The following is a 17174-nucleotide window of genomic DNA, read 5'->3' on the forward strand; positions in this document are numbered from 1 at the left end:
GGCGCCACCCAGTGCACAGCCACGCGTGCAACCATCGTCGCTACCCGGTTGTCCCCACACATATGCGCTCCGTATGAGACCGTCGCTAGGGTGTGGGCTGAGATGGCCAGCGAGACCTGTGGGGAAGCCTGTGCGTGAATACCTGCTGACGCTCTGCATCACGGCCGCGGTGACGTACCTGCTGACAGGGCCGGTACGGAAGTTCGCGATCGTGGCCGGGGCGATGCCGGAGATCCGGGCCCGTGACGTGCACCGGGAACCCACTCCGCGGCTCGGCGGGATCGCGATGTTCTTCGGCCTGTGCGCGGGCCTCCTGACCGCCGACCACCTCACCAACCTGAACCAGGTCTTCGCCGAGTCCAACGAACCGCGCGCCCTGCTCTCCGGCGCGGCCCTGATCTGGCTGATCGGCGTCCTGGACGACAAGTTCGAGATCGACGCCCTGATCAAGCTGGGCGGCCAGATGATCGCCGCCGGCGTCATGGTCATGCAGGGTCTGACCATCCTGTGGCTGCCGATCCCGGGCGTCGGAAACGTCGCGCTGACCCAGTGGCAGGGCACCCTGCTGACGGTCGCGCTCGTCGTCATCACCATCAACGCCGTGAACTTCGTGGACGGCCTCGACGGCCTCGCGGCGGGCATGGTCGCCATCGCCGCGACCGCGTTCTTCCTCTACGCCTACCGCGTCTGGGTCTCGTACGGCATCGAGGCCGCCGCCCCGGCCACGCTGTTCTCGGCGATCCTGATGGGCATGTGCCTGGGCTTCCTGCCGCACAACATGCACCCCGCGCGGATCTTCATGGGCGACTCCGGCTCGATGCTCATCGGGCTGGTGCTGGCGGCGGGCGCGATCTCCATCACCGGACAGGTCGACCCGGACGCGCTCAAGCTGTTCGCGGGCTCCGAGAAGGCGGCCGTGCATCAGACGGTGCCGGTCTACATCCCGCTGCTGCTGCCGCTCACGATCATCGCCATCCCGGCCGCCGACCTGATCCTCGCGATCGTGCGCCGCACCTGGCGGGGCCAGTCCCCGTTCGCCGCCGACCGCGGCCATCTCCACCACCGCCTCCTGGAGATCGGCCACTCCCACAGCCGCTCGGTGCTGATCATGTACTTCTGGTCGGCGCTGATCGCGTTCGGCGCGCTCGCCTACTCGGTGAACTCGGCGTCGATGTGGATCGTCCTCAGCATCGTCTTCCTCAGCGCCATCGGCCTGGTCCTGCTCCTGCTGCCCCGCTTCACCCCGAGCGCCCCGCGCTGGGCCGAGGGCCTCATGCCGCCGCGCTACCGCCGCAGGGGCAAGGAGGTTGCCGTCGAGCCGGCCCCGGAGGCGGTCGCTCCGGTCGTCGAGGAACCCCGCACCCCGGTCGCCGCAGGCGTCTCCCGGGTCAACGGAGGCAACGGAGTCAACGGCTCTACCGCTCTCGGTGCCCGTGCCCGGCTGCTGGACCGGCGCAAGGCCGGAACGTCGCGCTGACGCTTCAAGGTAAGAATCTGACGAGAGCATTGCCAACTCGTGGGGGAACGAAGCTCCCAATACCAGACAAAGTGGCGCCGTTTCCGCACAGACGCGCACTGTCACTCTCATGTGTGACACCCAGCACAGCCACTAGGTAAAGACCTCATCAAATAGTTTGTGATACGGTTCACGAGAACCCCGGGACCCAGCCAAGGGCCGTCATACGACGGCACATTGGCGTGAGGACCACTCCCCACCCGGGGCTACGCTCGTCCATGACGACACCCCTGCCCCCCTGCGAAAGCGGAGTTGCCGCCATGCCGTCCAATGACGTCCGGATCCTGCTCCAGGCCGCTGTGCCCACAGTCGCCGTCGGCGCGATCGCCGCCGTCGTCAGCGGTGTGGTCGCCGGCGGCGAAGGGGCGATCGGGGCCGTCGTCGCGACGCTGGTGGTGATCCTCTTCATGGGGATCGGCCTCTACGTTCTGCAGCGCACTGCCAAATCGCTTCCGCACCTCTTCCAGGCGATGGGTCTGATGCTGTACTCGGCACAGATCCTTCTGCTGTTCATCTTCATGGCCGCGTTCCGGGACACCACCCTGTTCAACCCCCGGGCCTTCGCCCTCACACTCGTCGCCGGCACCCTCGCCTGGATCGCCATGCAGACGTATGCCCACATGAAGTCCAAGATCCTCTACGTCGAACCGGACTCGTCCGCCCCCAAGCACGGCGACAAGCCCGAAAAGACGGGGCACTCGTCGTGAGAGGTAGGGCCGGAATAAAGGCGCATGAGAGACCCTGCTATCGTCCGGTGCCAACTGCGGCATCGCGGGCGCGGGCATCTGAGCTGACGCCTGCTCACACGCAGGGCGAGATGCCCCACAGCCGCCCCCATATCCGTAACACCAGTCCCGTGCCGAACCGCGGCCTCATGCCGCGCCGACACAACGAGGTTGCCGTACCTATGCGCCACGCTGAAGGAGCCCGCGGTGAGTGCTGACCCGACGCAGACGCTCGCCTTCGAGACCGACTGCCACCTGTTCGACGGGTGTGGCTTCCCGGCTCCGGGCCTGCACTCGTTCCTGTTCGAGCCGCTCGTGGGTGACGCCGACGGCAACGGCGTCTACTTCAACAAGCCGATGCTGCTGGCCCTTCTCGGCTCCATCATCGTGGTGGGCTTCTTCTGGGCCGCGTTCGCCAAGCCCAAGGTCGTCCCCGGCAAGCTCCAGATGGTCGCCGAGGCGGGCTACGACTTCGTACGCCGTGGCATCGTCTACGAGACGATCGGCAAGAAGGAGGGCGAGAAGTACGTTCCGCTCGCCGTCTCCCTGTTCTTCTTCATCTGGATGATGAACGTCTGGTCGATCGTCCCGGTCGCCGCCTTCCCGGTGACGTCGATCATCGCCTACCCCGCGATCCTGGCCCTGATCGTCTACATCACCTGGGTCTCGCTCACGTTCAAGCGGCACGGCTTCGTCGGCGCCTTCAAGAACTTCACCGGCTACGACAAGTCGTTGGGCCCGGTGCTGCCGCTGGCCATGACCATCGAGTTCTTCTCGAACCTGCTGGTCCGCCCCTTCACGCACGCGGTGCGACTCTTCGCGAACATGTTCGCCGGCCACACGCTGCTGCTGCTGTTCACCATCGCCAGCTGGTACATGCTGAACGGCATCGGCATCGCCTACTCCGCCGTCTCGTTCGTGATGGTCATCGTGATGACCGCCTTCGAGCTCTTCATCCAGGCGGTTCAGGCGTACGTCTTCGTCCTCCTGACCTGCACCTTCATCCAGGGCGCGCTCGCCGAGCACCACTGAGCACCGCCTCCCGAACCCCCATAGTCGTCCGGTGGTCAACCCCCGCCGGTCCGTAAAGAGAAGGAAGAACTGGCATGTCCCAGATGCTTGCTGCTGTCGATGGCAACCTCGGCTCCGTCGGTTACGGCCTCGCGGCCATCGGCCCCGGCGTCGGCGTCGGCATCATCTTCGGTAACGGCACCCAGGCTCTCGCCCGCCAGCCCGAGGCGGCCGGTCTGATCCGCGCCAACCAGATCCTGGGCTTCGCCTTCTGCGAGGCGCTCGCCCTGATCGGTCTGGTCATGCCGTTCGTCTACTAAGACGAACGCTGACGACCGACACTGACGAAAGGCACTGATGTGAACAACAGCGCCCTGGTTTTCCTGGCGAGTGAGAGTGAGAAGGAGAATCCCCTCATTCCGCCGTGGCCGGAAGTTGTCATTGGCCTGATCGCCTTCGTCATCGTCTTCGGCTTCCTCGCCAAGAGGCTCCTCCCGACCATCAACAAGGTTCTCGAAGAGCGTCGCGAGGCCATCGAGGGCGGTATCGAGAAGGCCGAGGCCGCGCAGACCGAGGCCCAGAGCGTCCTTGAGCAGTACAAGGCCCAGCTCGCCGAGGCCCGGCACGAGGCCGCGCGTCTGCGCCAGGAGGCGCAGGAGCAGGGCGCCACGCTCATCGCCGAGATGCGCGCGGAAGGCCAGCGGCAGCGTGAGGAGATCATCGCCGCCGGTCACGCCCAGATCGAGGCCGACCGCAAGGCCGCTTCGTCGGCGCTGCGCCAGGACGTCGGCAAGCTCGCCACCGACCTGGCCGGCAAGCTCGTCGGCGAGTCCCTTGAGGACCACGCCCGGCAGAGCCGGGTGATCGACCGCTTCCTCGACGAGCTTGAGGAGAAGGCCGAGGCGGCCCGATGACATCGCCGCACGGAGCGAGCCGCGAGGCTCTGGCAGCCGCACGCGAGCGTCTCGACGCGTTGACGGACAACACGGCCGTCAACGCCGGCTCGCTCGCCGACGAGCTGGCCTCCCTCACCGCGCTGCTCGACCGCGAGGTGTCGCTGCGTCGGGTCCTGACCGACCCGGCGCAGTCCGGCGAGGCCAAGGCCGACCTGGCTCAGCGCCTCATCGGCGGCCAGGTCAGCGGCGAGGCCGGCGACCTGCTGTCCGGGATGGTGCGCTCGCGCTGGTCGCAGTCGCGCGACCTGGTGGACGCGCTGGAGGAGCTGGCCGATGTCGCCGACTTCACCGCGGCCCAGAAGGCGGGCACGCTCGACGACGTCGAGGACGAGCTGTTCCGGTTCGGCCGGATCGTCTCCTCCAACACCGAGCTGCGCGCCGCGCTCACCAACCGGGCCGCGACGGCCTCCGCCAAGGGCGAGCTGCTGCGCAGCCTGCTCGGCGGCCGGTCGGCCGGGACCACCGAGCGTCTGGTGACGCGCCTTGTGACCGTGCCGCGGGGACGTAGCCTGGAGACGGGACTGGAGTCCCTGTCCAAGCTCGCCGCCGAGCGCCGGGACCGGATGGTGGCCGTGGTCACCTCGGCGGTACCGCTGAGCGACGGGCAGAGGCAGCGCCTCGGCGCCGCCCTGGCGAAGCTCTACGGCCGTCCGATGCACCTCAACCTGGATGTGGACCCCGGGGTCGTCGGCGGGATCCGGGTGCAGGTCGGTGACGAGGTCATCAACGGCTCGATCGCGGACCGCATCGAGGACGCCGGCCGCCGCCTGGCGAGCTAGCAGCAACTTCATAAGCAGTACGTGTACCTACGGCCCGGTTGGGCCGTGCAGAGGATTCACCTCTTTCAGGGGGGAGTCCCCATCCCCCCAAGTGAAACTTCGGGCCCAACAAGGAGAGCAGGGAACCCAGATGGCGGAGCTCACGATCCGGCCGGAGGAGATCCGGGACGCGCTGGAGAACTTCGTCCAGTCGTACAAGCCGGACGCGGCCTCGCGCGAGGAGGTCGGTACGGTCACCCTTGCCGGCGACGGCATCGCGAAGGTCGAGGGTCTGCCCTCGGCCATGGCCAACGAACTGCTGAAGTTCGAGGACGGCACCCTCGGCCTCGCGCTCAACCTGGAAGAGCGCGAGATCGGCGCCATCGTCCTCGGTGAGTTCAGTGGCATCGAGGAGGGTCAGCCGGTCTCCCGTACCGGTGAGGTCCTCTCCGTGGCCGTCGGCGAGGGCTACCTCGGCCGCGTCGTCGACCCGCTCGGCAACCCGATCGACGGCCTCGGCGAGATCGAGACCACCGGCCGCCGCGCCCTCGAACTGCAGGCCCCCACGGTCATGCAGCGCAAGTCGGTGCACGAGCCGATGGAGACCGGCTACAAGGCCGTCGACGCGATGACCCCGATCGGCCGCGGCCAGCGTCAGCTGATCATCGGTGACCGGCAGACCGGCAAGACCGCCCTGGCCGTCGACACGATCATCAACCAGCGCGACAACTGGCGCTCGGGCGACGTGAACAAGCAGGTCCGCTGCATCTACGTCGCCATCGGCCAGAAGGGCTCGACCATCGCCTCCGTGCGTGGTGCCCTCGAAGACGCCGGCGCCCTGGAGTACACGACCATCGTCGCCGCCCCGGCGTCCGACCCGGCCGGCTTCAAGTACCTTGCGCCGTACACCGGTTCGGCCATCGGCCAGCAGTGGATGTACGAGGGCAAGCACGTCCTCATCATCTTCGACGACCTCTCGAAGCAGGCCGACGCCTACCGCGCCGTGTCCCTGCTGCTGCGCCGCCCGCCGGGCCGTGAGGCCTACCCGGGTGACGTCTTCTACCTGCACTCCCGTCTGCTGGAGCGCTGTGCGAAGCTCTCCGACGACATGGGCAAGGGCTCGATGACCGGTCTGCCGATCGTCGAGACCAAGGCCAACGACGTGTCGGCGTTCATCCCGACCAACGTCATCTCCATCACCGACGGCCAGTGCTTCCTGGAGTCGGACCTGTTCAACGCCGGTCAGCGCCCCGCGCTGAACGTCGGTATCTCCGTCTCCCGAGTCGGTGGCAGCGCGCAGCACAAGGCGATGAAGCAGGTTTCCGGCCGGCTCCGCGTCGACCTCGCCCAGTTCCGTGAGCTGGAGGCGTTCGCCGCGTTCGGTTCCGACCTGGACGCCGCGTCGAAGGCGCAGCTGGAGCGCGGTCAGCGGATGGTCGAGCTGCTGAAGCAGGCTCAGTACCAGCCGATGCCGACCGAGGACCAGGTCGTCTCCGTGTGGGCCGGTACCACCGGCAAGATGGACGACGTTCCGGTCGCCGACGTGCGCCGCTTCGAGAAGGAGCTCCTTGAGTACCTGCACCGCAAGGAGCAGGGCCTCATGACCTCCATCAAGGAGGGCGGCAAGATGTCGGACGACACCCTCACCGCCGTCGCCGACGCCATCGCCGAGTTCAAGAAGCAGTTCGAGACCTCGGACGGCAAGCTGCTCGGCGAGGACACTGCCGTCAGCGTCTCCAAGTGACGTAAGGAAGGGACCTGACTCATGGGAGCCCAGCTCCGGGTCTACAAGCGTCGCATCCGATCCGTCACCGCGACCAAGAAGATCACCAAGGCGATGGAGATGATCGCCGCCTCGCGCGTCGTCAAGGCGCAGCGCAAGGTGGCGGCCTCCACGCCGTACGCGACCGAGCTCACCCGCGCGGTCACGGCGGTGGGTACCGGCTCGAACACGAAGCACCCGCTGACCACGCAGGCCGAGACGGTCACCCGGTCCGCGGTGCTGCTGCTGACGAGCGACCGTGGCCTCGCCGGTGCCTTCAACTCCAACGCCATCAAGGCGGCGGAGCAGCTGACCGAGCGCCTGGAGCGCGAGGGCAAGCAGGTCGAGACGTACATCGTCGGCCGGCGCGGGCTGGCCCACTACAACTTCCGTGAGCGCAAGGTCGCGGAGTCGTGGGCCGGCTTCACCGACGAGCCGACGTACGCGGACGCCAAGAAGGTCGCGGCTCCCCTGATCGAGGCCATCGAGAAGGAGACCGCGGACGGCGGCGTGGACGAACTCCACATCGTTTTCACCGAGTTCGTCTCGATGATGACGCAGACGGCCCTCGGTGACCGTCTGCTGCCGCTCAGCCTCGAAGAGGTAGCCAAGGAAGCAGCCCCCAAGGGCGAGATCCTTCCGCTCTACGACTTCGAGCCCACGGCGGAGGACGTCCTCGACGCCCTGCTGCCGCGCTATGTGGAGAGCCGTATCTACAACGCGCTGCTCCAGTCGGCCGCCTCCAAGCACGCCGCCACGCGGCGCGCGATGAAGTCGGCCACCGACAACGCGGGAGAGCTCATCGAGTCGCTCTCGCGGCTTGCCAACGCGGCCCGCCAGGCCGAAATCACCCAGGAAATCAGCGAGATCGTCGGTGGCTCCGCAGCCCTGGCCGACGCGAGCGCGGGGAGTGACAGGTAAATGACGACGACAGTTGAGACGGCCGCTGCCACGGGCCGCGTCGCCCGGGTCATCGGCCCGGTCGTCGACGTGGAATTCCCCGTCGACGCGATGCCCGACATCTACAACGCCCTTCACGTCGAGGTGGCCGACCCGGCCAAGGACGGCGAGAAGAAGACGCTGACCCTGGAGGTCGCCCAGCACCTGGGTGACGGCCTGGTCCGCACCATCTCCATGCAGCCCACCGACGGTCTGGTCCGCCAGGCCGCGGTCACCGACACGGGCACGGGCATCACCGTCCCGGTCGGCGACTTCACCAAGGGCAAGGTGTTCAACACCCTCGGTGAGGTGCTGAACGTCGACGAGACCTACGACGGTGAGCGCTGGACCATCCACCGCAAGGCGCCGAACTTCGACGAGCTTGAGTCGAAGACCGAGATGTTCGAGACCGGCGTCAAGGTCATCGACCTTCTCACCCCGTACGTCAAGGGTGGAAAGATCGGCCTGTTCGGTGGTGCCGGCGTCGGCAAGACGGTGCTCATCCAGGAGATGATCTACCGCGTCGCCAACAACCACGACGGTGTCTCCGTGTTCGCCGGTGTCGGTGAGCGCACCCGTGAGGGCAACGACCTCATCGAGGAGATGTCGGACTCGGGCGTCATCGACAAGACCGCGCTGGTCTTCGGTCAGATGGACGAGCCCCCGGGCACCCGTCTGCGCGTCGCGCTGGCCGGCCTCACCATGGCCGAGTACTTCCGTGACGTCCAGAAGCAGGACGTGCTGTTCTTCATCGACAACATCTTCCGCTTCACGCAGGCCGGTTCCGAGGTGTCGACCCTGCTCGGCCGCATGCCCTCCGCGGTGGGCTACCAGCCGAACCTGGCCGACGAGATGGGTCTCCTCCAGGAGCGCATCACCTCGACCCGTGGTCACTCGATCACCTCGATGCAGGCGATCTACGTCCCCGCGGACGACCTGACCGACCCGGCCCCGGCCACCACGTTCGCCCACCTCGACGCGACGACGGTGCTGTCCCGTCCGATCTCCGAGAAGGGCATCTACCCGGCCGTGGACCCGCTGGACTCCACGTCCCGCATCCTGGACCCGCGCTACATCGCGCAGGACCACTACGACGCCGCCATGCGCGTCAAGACGATCCTGCAGAAGTACAAGGACCTCCAGGACATCATCGCGATCCTCGGTATCGACGAGCTCGGCGAGGAGGACAAGCTCGTCGTCCACCGTGCCCGTCGCGTGGAGCGCTTCCTGTCCCAGAACACCCACGTCGCCAAGCAGTTCACCGGCGTGGACGGTTCGGACGTGTCCCTTGAGGAGTCGATCGCGGCGTTCAACGCGATCTGCGACGGCGAGTACGACCACTTCCCGGAGCAGGCGTTCTTCATGTGCGGTGGTCTTGAGGACCTGAAGAACGCCGCCAAGGAGCTGGGCGTCTCCTGACCTCGCGTTCTTGACGAGGGGGCGGGGGCGCCCCGCCCCCTCTCTCACGCCCTTTAGAATTGACCCAACACCCGGCACTACCGCCGGGTGGTGACCCGAGGAGCCACCCTTGGCTGCTGAGCTGCACGTCGCGCTGGTCGCGGCCGACCGAGAGGTCTGGTCCGGCGAGGCCAAGCTGGTCGTCGCGCGCACCACGTCCGGCGACATCGGCGTCATGCCCGGTCACCAGCCGCTGCTCGGTGTGCTGGAGTCGGGCCCGGTGACCATCCGTACGAGTGATGGTGAGACGGTCGTCGCCGCGGTGCACGGCGGTTTCATCTCGTTCGCGGACGACAAGCTGTCGCTGCTGGCCGAGATCGCCGAGCTGTCGGACGAGATCGATGTCCAGCGCGCCGAGCGGGAGCTCGAACGCGCGAAGGCGGAGGGCGATGCCACCGCCGAGCGGCGCGCGGACGTACGACTGCGTGCGGCGGCGGCGAGCTGACACTGCTCACCGCGTGATGACGTCACTCAGCCGCGGCTGGAACCGGAGCGATCCGGTACCAGCCGCGGCTGAGGCGAATGTGGGTGTTTTTTCCATTCCGTTACCGAGGAGACGAGGAGGTCGGTGCCGATGGTCCTCGCTCTGACTGTGTGCGGAATTGTCGTCGCCCTCGTGGTGGTGGGGCTGTTCGTCTTCGGTCTGCGCCGCAGGCTCATCCAGCGCTCCGGCGGCACCTTCGACTGCTCCCTGCGCTGGGACGTCCCCGAGAAACCCGACACCAGCGGCAAGGGCTGGAGCTACGGCGTCGCCCGCTACAACGGCGACCGTGTCGAGTGGTACCGCGTCTTCTCCTACGCCTACCGCCCCCGCCGCATCCTGGAGCGTGCCGCGATCGAGGTGGCCGGCCGCCGGCTCCCCGAGGGCGAGGAGGAGCTGGCGCTGCTCTCCGACGCGGTGATCCTCACCTGTCTGCACCGGGGCACGCGCCTGGAACTCGCGATGAGCGAAGACGCGCTGACCGGTTTCCTCGCGTGGCTTGAGGCAGCCCCGCCCGGCCAGCGAGTGAATGTGGCGTAGCCACATTCACTCGCTGGGTGGGGGTCCTACCGGACGAAGTCTGGGGGAGCGTCAACGTCGCTTAGGTCGTTTAGGTCGCTTACGAGAGCCCGTTGTTGATCGCGGTCACCAGCTCGCCGTCGCTGGTGTCACCGCTGAACTCCCAGAAGAACGCGCCGCCCAGGCCCTGGTTCTTGGCCCAGGACATCTTCCCGGCGATCGTCGCGGGAGTGTCGTACGACCACCAGTTGCTGCCGCAGTGGGCATACGCCGTGCCGGCGACGGTGCCGGTCGCCGGGCAGGAGTTCTTGAGCACCTTGTAGTCCTCGATGCCGGCTTCGTACGTGCCCGGGGCCGCGCCGGTCGCCGTGCCGCCCGGGGCGGACTGGGTGACGCCGGTCCAGCCGCGGCCGTAGAAGCCGATGCCGAGCAGGAGCTTGTTCGAAGGCACGCCCTTCGACTTCAGCTTGGCGATCGCGTCGGCGGAGTTGAAGCCCGCCGTCGGGATGCCGGGGTAGGAGGTGAGCGGCGAGTGCGGGGCGGTGGGGCCGTCCGCGTCGAAGGCGCCGAAGTAGTCGTACGTCATCACGTTGTACCAGTCGACGTACTGGGAGGCACCGCCGTAGTCCGCGACGTCCAGCTTGCCGCCGGAGGAGCCGTCGGCGGTGATCGCGGAGGTGACGAGGTAGTCGGGGCCGAACTCCGTGCGCAGCGCCGACATCAGGTTCCTGTAGGCCGCCGGCCCGGAGGTGTCGCAGGTCAGACCGCAGGCGTTCGGGTACTCCCAGTCGATGTCGATGCCGTCGAAGACATCGGCCCAGCGCGGGTCCTCCACGACGGCCTTGCAGGAGGCGGCGAACGCGGCCGGGTTCTGCGCGGCCTGGCCGAAGCCGCCGGAGTAGGTCCAGCCGCCGAAGGAGTACAGCACCTTGATGTGCGGGTACTTGGCCTTCAGCTGGCGGAGCTGGTTGAAGTTGCCGCGCAGCGGCTGGTCCCAGGTGTCGGCGGTGCCGCTGACGGACTGGTCGGCGGTGTAGGCCTTGTCGTAGGCGGCGTAGGTGTCGTCGACGGTGCACTGGCCGTTCTTGACGTTGCCGAACGCGTAGTTGATGTGGGTGATCTTCGACGCGGTGCCGGAGGTCACCAGGTTCTTGACGTGGTAGTTGCGGCCGTAGACGCCCCACTCGGTGAAGTAGCCGAGCTTGACCTTGTCACCGGTGGGCGGGGGTTCGGTGGTGCCGCCGGTGGTGCGGACCGCGCGGGCGCCGCTGACCGGTCCGGTCTGGTCGGCGGTGTCGCGGGCCTGGACGGTGTACGAGTAGTCCGTGCCGGCGGTCAGACCTGTGTCGGTGTACGAGGTCGAGGTCACCGTCGCGACCCTGGTGCCGCCGCGCAGGATGTCGTAGTTCTTGACGCCGTTGTCGTCGGTGGCCGCGCTCCAGCTCAGTCTCACCGAGGTGCTGGTGATGTCGGAGGCGGCCGGGGTGCCGGGGGCGGACGGCGGGTTGTCGCCCGGGACCGTCGGGCCGCCGTCACAACTGCCGCTGTTCAGCTTGCAGTTCGCGGGGGCGCCGGAGCCGGTGCCGTTGAAGCCGAAGGAGACGGAGGCGCCGGGGGCGAGGGTGCCGTTCCAGGACTTGTTCTTGGCGGTCCAGTGGGTGCCGGCGGAGGTGACGTCGGCGTCCCAGGCCGAGGTGACGGACGTGCCGGAGGGGAAGTCCCACTCGACCGTCCAGGAGTTGATGGTGGTGTCGCCGGTGTTCTTGACGGTCCACTTGCCTTCGAAGCCGGTGCCCCAGTCCTGGGTCTTGGCGTAGGTGGCGGTGGCGGAGGTGGCCGCCTGGGCGGGGCTTGCGAGCCCGACCAGGCCGGCGAGGGGGAGGAGCAGGGTCGCGAACCCTGCGACCGCTCTGTGTCTGAAGCGCATCGTGCGCCTCCTCAGGGGGGTTGGGGGCGGGACTGAGCCTTCACGCCCACGGTGCCGCGAGAATAGAAAGGTCTGTACCACAGGTCAATAGGTCCAGACCAGTTATTCCCAAAGCTCTGCCAGATCCCCAACTCCTGTGCCGGTGCTGCCGCTTGGAAGGGAGTCAGCGCTCCCCTCCCGGGACCCACAGCACGTCTCCGGCGCCGCTGTTGGCCGTCCGGGCCAGGATGAAGAGCAGGTCTGAGAGGCGGTTGAGGTAGGTCGCGGTGAGCGGGTTCATGACCTCTCCGTGTACCTCCAGCGCGGCCCACGTCGACCGCTCCGCCCGGCGTACGACCGTGCAGGCCTGGTGGAGCAGGGCCGCGCCCGGGGTGCCGCCGGGGAGGATGAAGGACCGCAGCTTCTCCAGCCGCTCGTTGAAGCGGTCGCAGTCCGCCTCCAGCTTGTCGATGTAGAACTGCTCGACCCGCAGGGGCGGGAACTCCGGGTTCTCCGCCACCGGCGTCGACAGGTCCGCGCCCACGTCGAACAGGTCGTTCTGCACGCGGGTGAGAACCTTGACGATCTCCTCGGCGAGCCCGCCGAGCGCGATCGCCGTACCGATCACCGCGTTCGCCTCGTTGGCGTCCGCGTACGCCGAGATCCGCAGATCCGTCTTGGCCACCCGGCTCATGTCGCCGAGGGCGGTGGTGCCCTGGTCGCCGGTTCTGGTGTAGATGCGCGTCAGATTGACCATGTGACCCAATCTAGACGCTCGCCCATGGTGCGGGTCGCAGGGCGTGGAGACCTCGGCGCCGCCCCGTCCACGAAGCGCCAACCGGCGTGAAACCGCACGGAATCAGTCCGTCCGGCGAGACGTGACGACTGTCTCACGCCGTGAGACGTGACACGCGTTACTAACAAGGTCACACAGCCCCTCGCTGCCGCTAGGGTCCGCCGGAGAGGCACAAATAAACAGGCTGTAAGCGTTCATAGGGGAGTCGCACAGTGGTACGGAAGCTTGCCGTCATCGGCGCCGGCTTGATGGGTTCCGGTATCGCCCAGGTCTCCGCGCAGGCGGGCTGGGACGTCGTCCTGCGCGACGTCACCGACGAGGCCCTGAAGCGGGGCACCGACGGGATCAAGGCGTCGTACGACAAGTTCGTGAGCAAGGGCAAGCTGGAGGCGCACGACGCCGACGCGGCCCTCGCCCGGATCACCGCGACCACCGACCTGGACGCCGCCGCGGACGCGGACATCGTCGTCGAGGCCGTCTTCGAGAAGCTGGAAGTCAAGCACGAGATCTTCCGTGCCCTGGACAAGATCGTGCGGAACGACACCGTCCTCGCCTCCAACACCTCCGCCATCCCGATCACCAAGATCGCGGCCGTGACGGAGCGCCCGGAGCGGGTGGTCGGTACGCACTTCTTCTCGCCGGTACCGATGATGCAGCTGTGCGAGCTGGTCCGCGGCTACAAGACGAGCGACGAAACCCTCGCCACCGCACGGGAGTTCGCCGAGTCCGTCGGCAAGACCTGCATCGTCGTCAACCGGGACGTGGCCGGGTTCGTGACCACCCGTCTGATCTCCGCCCTCGTCGTCGAGGCCGCCAGGCTCTACGAGTCGGGCGTCGCCACCGCCGAAGACATCGACCTCGCCTGCAAACTGGGCTTCGGCCACGCCATGGGACCCCTGGCCACCGCCGACCTGACGGGCGTCGACATCCTGCTGCACGCCACCGGCAACATCTACACCGAGTCCCAGGACGAGAAGTTCGCCCCGCCCGAGCTGATGCGCCGGATGGTTGACGCCGGTGACATCGGGCGCAAGAGCGGGCAGGGCTTCTACAAGCACTGAAACCGCACATGCCCCTGGAGTATCACTCCGTGGGGTGAATTCGGTATCGGTTCGCTTACAGATGGCAACCTCAGACCACTCCACACAGTCAGAGGTTGCATCACTGGGCATCACCACGCGGAGACATCAGACGCACCAGGGGAGCGCATATGTTCATCAGGGGCGACCACGCCGAGCTGGTCGTCGGGGGCCGCCTCGACGTCCGCAGCGCGGCGGACGCCCGTACGGTCCTGCACTCGGCCGTCGACGACGGAGTCGGCGATCTGGTGCTGGACCTGTCCGAGCTGGACTCCTGGGACGCCACCGGACTCGGCGTGATCATGGGGGCCCACCGGCGGGCCGGCCGCTGCGGCCGGCGCCTGGTGCTGCGCGACGTACCGCCGCAGATGCAGCGCCTGTTGGTGGCTACCCGGCTGCACCGGATCCTGGCCATCGAGGGCGGCATCGGGGTGGAATCACTGCCCCGCGTGTGACGCCCGGCTCAAGGGGTACGCCGCAGGTCGTACGTTCCGTTTGCGAAACGTACGACGCACACAATCCGCACGAGACTGTGACGTCTCGGACGGCGCGGTACCCCGGGCTGTCGTAGATACTGTGCGAAGGTTTAGGGTTCGGTCGCCCGCTGCCTGACATCCCTTCGAGTGGGCCCGGACCAGAAGCGACAGCGCGGTGTGCAACAGGCCGGGAGGGGCCGGTGCCGGCACACGACGCTTTTGGGGGGCTTGGAACCTATGGACCCGAACAACCGGGGACCCGAGGAGTACGGCCACGACGATGGGGGTCCCGCCCGCTTGAGTGGATTCGAGAGTGGGGGAGGTGACGTGCCGCGCCAGCGCCAGCCAAGGGAATCCCTCTCATCAGACTTCGGACAGCACGCACCCGCACTCGCCCGCACCGTGCAACTCGTCGCGGGCGACTTCCTGCTCACCGTCAACCCCGTCGACGGCAGCGAGATAGAGGCCTGCCCGCCCGGCGAGCGACCCGGACGGCCCGTCAAGTTCACCGCCGCCGAGCGCGCCGAGGTGGACCGCGCGGCCAAGCCGCCCGTGCCGCCAGGCCCCAGCCGGCCCGCACTGCCACTCCTGGCCCGCCAGGAGGAACGCGAGCGGCTCGTACGGCTGCTCGCCCGGGGCCGCTCCGTACGCCTCACCGGTGCGGCCGGATCCGGCCGCACCGCCCTCCTCGACGTGGTCGCCGAGGACTGCGTGGACCTCGCCCCCGACGGCGTCGTCCGCCTCAGCGGCTACCACCGCACCGCGAGCGATCTGCTCCACGACCTCTTCTGCGCCGTCTACAACGCGCCGCTGTACCGCCCCGACCGGGACGAACTGCACGAACTCGTCCGGGAGATCGGCGCGGTCGTCGTCCTGGACGACATCGAGTTCGGCGGCGCCGCGCTCGACGAACTGCTGGACGCCACCCCGGAGTGCGCCTTCCTGATCGGCGCCGCCCCGGACGTCCCCGCGCCCTCCGCCGACTCCGCCGTCGAGGAGGTCTTCCTCAGCGGCCTCGACCGCGCGGGCACGGTGGAGTTGCTCGGGCAGGCCGTCGGCCGCGTCCTCACCGAGGACGAGGCGAGCTGGGCCGGTGACCTCTGGTTCGAGTCCGAGGGACTGCCGCTGCGCTTCGTCCAGGCCGGTGCCCTGCTGCGTCAGCGCGACCGGATGCGGGCCAGCGCCGACGCCTTCGACGAGTTCGGCGTCTTCCACGACGCCCCGGTCGACGCGCCCTTCGAGGCCGGCGACGGTCACGACGTACCACTGCCGTCGCTCGCCGAGGGAGCCGCGCCCGCCGTGCTGCTCGCCTCCCGGCTGAGCGAGTCGGCACGGGCCACCCTGCGGTTCGCCGTCGCGCTCGGCGGCGAGGTACCGCACCAGGCGCATCTGCCCGCCCTGGTCGGCGACACCCACGCGGACGCCGCCCTGGGCGAGCTGCTCAGCTGCGCGCTGGTCTCCCCGGTCGGCTCCCGCTACCGGCTGGCCGCCGGAGTGCAGACCCAGCTGGAGGCCGTCGGATACGGCGACGACGTGCAGGGCCGGGCCCTCACCGCCGCCCAGCACTACGCCTGGTGGGCCGGACATCCCTCGGTCACCCCGGAGCGGGTGTGCGCCGAGGCGGACGCCGTGCTCGCTGCCCTCGGCGTCCTCGCGCCGGTGACCAGGCCCCCGGCGGCGGGGGAGGAGAGCACCACCGTCCAGCTCGCTCGCACGGCCGCGCCCGCCTTTGCCGCGGGGCTGCACTGGAGCGCCTGGGAGCGGGCCCTGCGCCACGGCTCCGAGGCCTCCCGGCTCACCGGCGAGGTGCCCGAGCAGGCCTACTTCCACCACGAGTTGGGCGTCCTCGCGCTCTGCGGCGGACAGCTCGACCGCGCCCGCGCGGAGCTGGAGGCCTCCATCGGCCTGCGCGGCGCCGTCGCCGACAAGCGCGGCACCGTCGCCGGCCGCCGCGCCCTCGCCCTGGTCGCGGACCGCTCCGGCACGCCGATCGGAGTCGCCGCCACGGCCGGGGAGGAGGTGCCGGACGCCCGCCACGAGGAGTCGCAGTCCCCGCCCGGCGGCATCCCGGCCGCGTTCCCGCCCCTCCAGTCACCCAGCCCCGTCTCCGCGACCCTCGTCACCCACCGCACCCCCTCCGGCCCGGCCGCACACAAGGGCCGCGGCGGCCTGCGTGGCCTCGCCCGGCGCAACCTGGTCGCGGTCGGCGCCGGCGCGCTCCTCGCGGCCGTCCTCGGCACGGTGGTGACCCTCGGCGCCACGTCCGACAACGACCCGACCGCGCCGTCCAACGAGGTGCGCCCCAACCCGTCCGCCAGCCAGGGCACCGGCGACGACAGCCTCGGCGCCGACAAGGCGGACGACGGCGACGACAACGACGACTCCGGAGACATCGGCGCGGCGACCAGCAGCCCGACCGACCCGGGTCCGGACGGTACGTACGGCACCGCGGACGACCCGACGCCGACGGACACGGATGAGCCTTCGGACGATCCGAGCGGGACGAGGAACCCGGGAGGCGGTGGCGACACGTCGTCGTCGCCGACGAAGCCGCCGTCCAGCACACCCACGTCGAAGCCGCCCACGTCGACGCCGTCCTCGACTCCGTCCGAGACCGAGACCGAGACCGAGGAACCGTCCAGCCCGCCTCCGTCCGAGACGTCGCCGTCCGAACCCCCGCCCACCTCTGACTCCGCCCCCGCCGAGATCACCAGTTCGGCGAGCGCCCCGGAGACCAGCGAGGCGAGCAGCCCCAGCAGTTCGGGCGACGTGATCTGACGTCCCAGCGCAGC

16 protein-coding genes are annotated in these 17174 nt (G+C 68.7%); 14 read left to right on the forward strand and 2 right to left on the reverse strand.

The window, feature by feature from the left end; all coding sequences use genetic code 11:
- Positions 1-130 precede the first annotated feature (130 nt).
- The 11 genes from GFH49_RS37980 (at position 131) to GFH49_RS38030 (ending at position 10146) form a co-directional block, all read left to right on the forward strand.
- Positions 131-1477, forward strand: coding sequence for an MraY family glycosyltransferase (locus tag GFH49_RS37980; protein WP_155060599.1), 1347 nt, complete (start codon positions 131-133; stop codon positions 1475-1477).
- A gap of 299 nt (positions 1478-1776) precedes the next feature.
- A complete protein-coding gene (locus tag GFH49_RS37985; protein ID WP_155060600.1) occupies positions 1777-2223 on the forward strand; it encodes a Cg1360 family ATP-synthase-associated protein in 447 nt (148 codons plus the stop codon).
- A gap of 225 nt (positions 2224-2448) precedes the next feature.
- Positions 2449-3273: a F0F1 ATP synthase subunit A gene (gene atpB, locus GFH49_RS37990; RefSeq protein WP_155060601.1), complete on the forward strand. Its 825-nt coding sequence runs from the start codon at positions 2449-2451 to the stop codon at positions 3271-3273.
- A 74-nt stretch (positions 3274-3347) separates the two neighbouring features.
- On the forward strand, positions 3348-3572 hold the full coding sequence (gene atpE, locus GFH49_RS37995) for an ATP synthase F0 subunit C (protein ID WP_155060602.1): 225 nt from the start codon (positions 3348-3350) through the stop codon (positions 3570-3572).
- Between the two features lie 39 nt (positions 3573-3611).
- Entirely contained in the window at positions 3612-4166 is a 555-nt protein-coding gene (locus GFH49_RS38000; RefSeq protein ID WP_196218277.1) for a F0F1 ATP synthase subunit B, read from the forward strand.
- Positions 4163-4987, forward strand: coding sequence for a F0F1 ATP synthase subunit delta (locus GFH49_RS38005; RefSeq protein ID WP_155060603.1), 825 nt, complete (start codon positions 4163-4165; stop codon positions 4985-4987). The genes GFH49_RS38000 and GFH49_RS38005 overlap by 4 nt, the downstream gene beginning before the upstream one ends.
- 130 nt (positions 4988-5117) lie before the next feature.
- Positions 5118-6710 (forward strand): F0F1 ATP synthase subunit alpha, encoded by a 1593-nt coding sequence (gene atpA, locus GFH49_RS38010; protein ID WP_155060604.1) that lies wholly within the window; start codon positions 5118-5120, stop codon positions 6708-6710.
- A 21-nt stretch (positions 6711-6731) separates the two neighbouring features.
- Positions 6732-7649: a F0F1 ATP synthase subunit gamma gene (locus tag GFH49_RS38015; protein ID WP_155060605.1), complete on the forward strand. Its 918-nt coding sequence runs from the start codon at positions 6732-6734 to the stop codon at positions 7647-7649.
- Entirely contained in the window at positions 7650-9086 is a 1437-nt protein-coding gene (atpD, locus tag GFH49_RS38020) for a F0F1 ATP synthase subunit beta (protein ID WP_155060606.1), read from the forward strand.
- Between the two features lie 109 nt (positions 9087-9195).
- Entirely contained in the window at positions 9196-9570 is a 375-nt protein-coding gene (locus GFH49_RS38025; RefSeq protein WP_155060607.1) for a F0F1 ATP synthase subunit epsilon, read from the forward strand.
- A 129-nt stretch (positions 9571-9699) separates the two neighbouring features.
- Positions 9700-10146 carry a DUF2550 domain-containing protein gene (locus tag GFH49_RS38030; RefSeq protein WP_155060608.1) on the forward strand — a complete coding sequence of 149 codons (447 nt, stop codon included), beginning with the start codon at positions 9700-9702 and terminating at the stop codon, positions 10144-10146.
- A 79-nt stretch (positions 10147-10225) separates the two neighbouring features.
- On the opposite strand, the gene GFH49_RS38035 is transcribed toward GFH49_RS38030, so the two are convergent.
- Positions 10226-12052, reverse strand: coding sequence for a glycoside hydrolase family 18 chitinase (locus GFH49_RS38035; RefSeq protein ID WP_155060609.1), 1827 nt, complete (start codon positions 12050-12052; stop codon positions 10226-10228).
- A 163-nt stretch (positions 12053-12215) separates the two neighbouring features.
- Positions 12216-12788 carry a cob(I)yrinic acid a,c-diamide adenosyltransferase gene (locus GFH49_RS38040; RefSeq protein ID WP_155060610.1) on the reverse strand — a complete coding sequence of 191 codons (573 nt, stop codon included), beginning with the start codon at positions 12786-12788 and terminating at the stop codon, positions 12216-12218.
- Positions 12789-13039: 251 nt separating this feature from the next.
- Here GFH49_RS38040 and GFH49_RS38045 point away from each other — a divergent pair, with 251 nt between their 5' ends.
- The 3 genes from GFH49_RS38045 (at position 13040) to GFH49_RS38055 (ending at position 17160) form a co-directional block, all read left to right on the forward strand.
- A complete protein-coding gene (locus GFH49_RS38045; protein WP_155060611.1) occupies positions 13040-13888 on the forward strand; it encodes a 3-hydroxyacyl-CoA dehydrogenase family protein in 849 nt (282 codons plus the stop codon).
- A gap of 149 nt (positions 13889-14037) precedes the next feature.
- On the forward strand, positions 14038-14361 hold the full coding sequence (locus GFH49_RS38050; protein ID WP_155060612.1) for an STAS domain-containing protein: 324 nt from the start codon (positions 14038-14040) through the stop codon (positions 14359-14361).
- Positions 14362-14619: 258 nt separating this feature from the next.
- Entirely contained in the window at positions 14620-17160 is a 2541-nt protein-coding gene (locus GFH49_RS38055) for an ATP-binding protein (RefSeq protein WP_155060613.1), read from the forward strand.
- The last annotated feature ends 14 nt before the right edge of the window (positions 17161-17174 follow it).

Source organism: Streptomyces blattellae (assembly GCF_009709555.1).
Classification (GTDB): Bacteria; Actinomycetota; Actinomycetes; order Streptomycetales; family Streptomycetaceae; genus Streptomyces; species Streptomyces blattellae.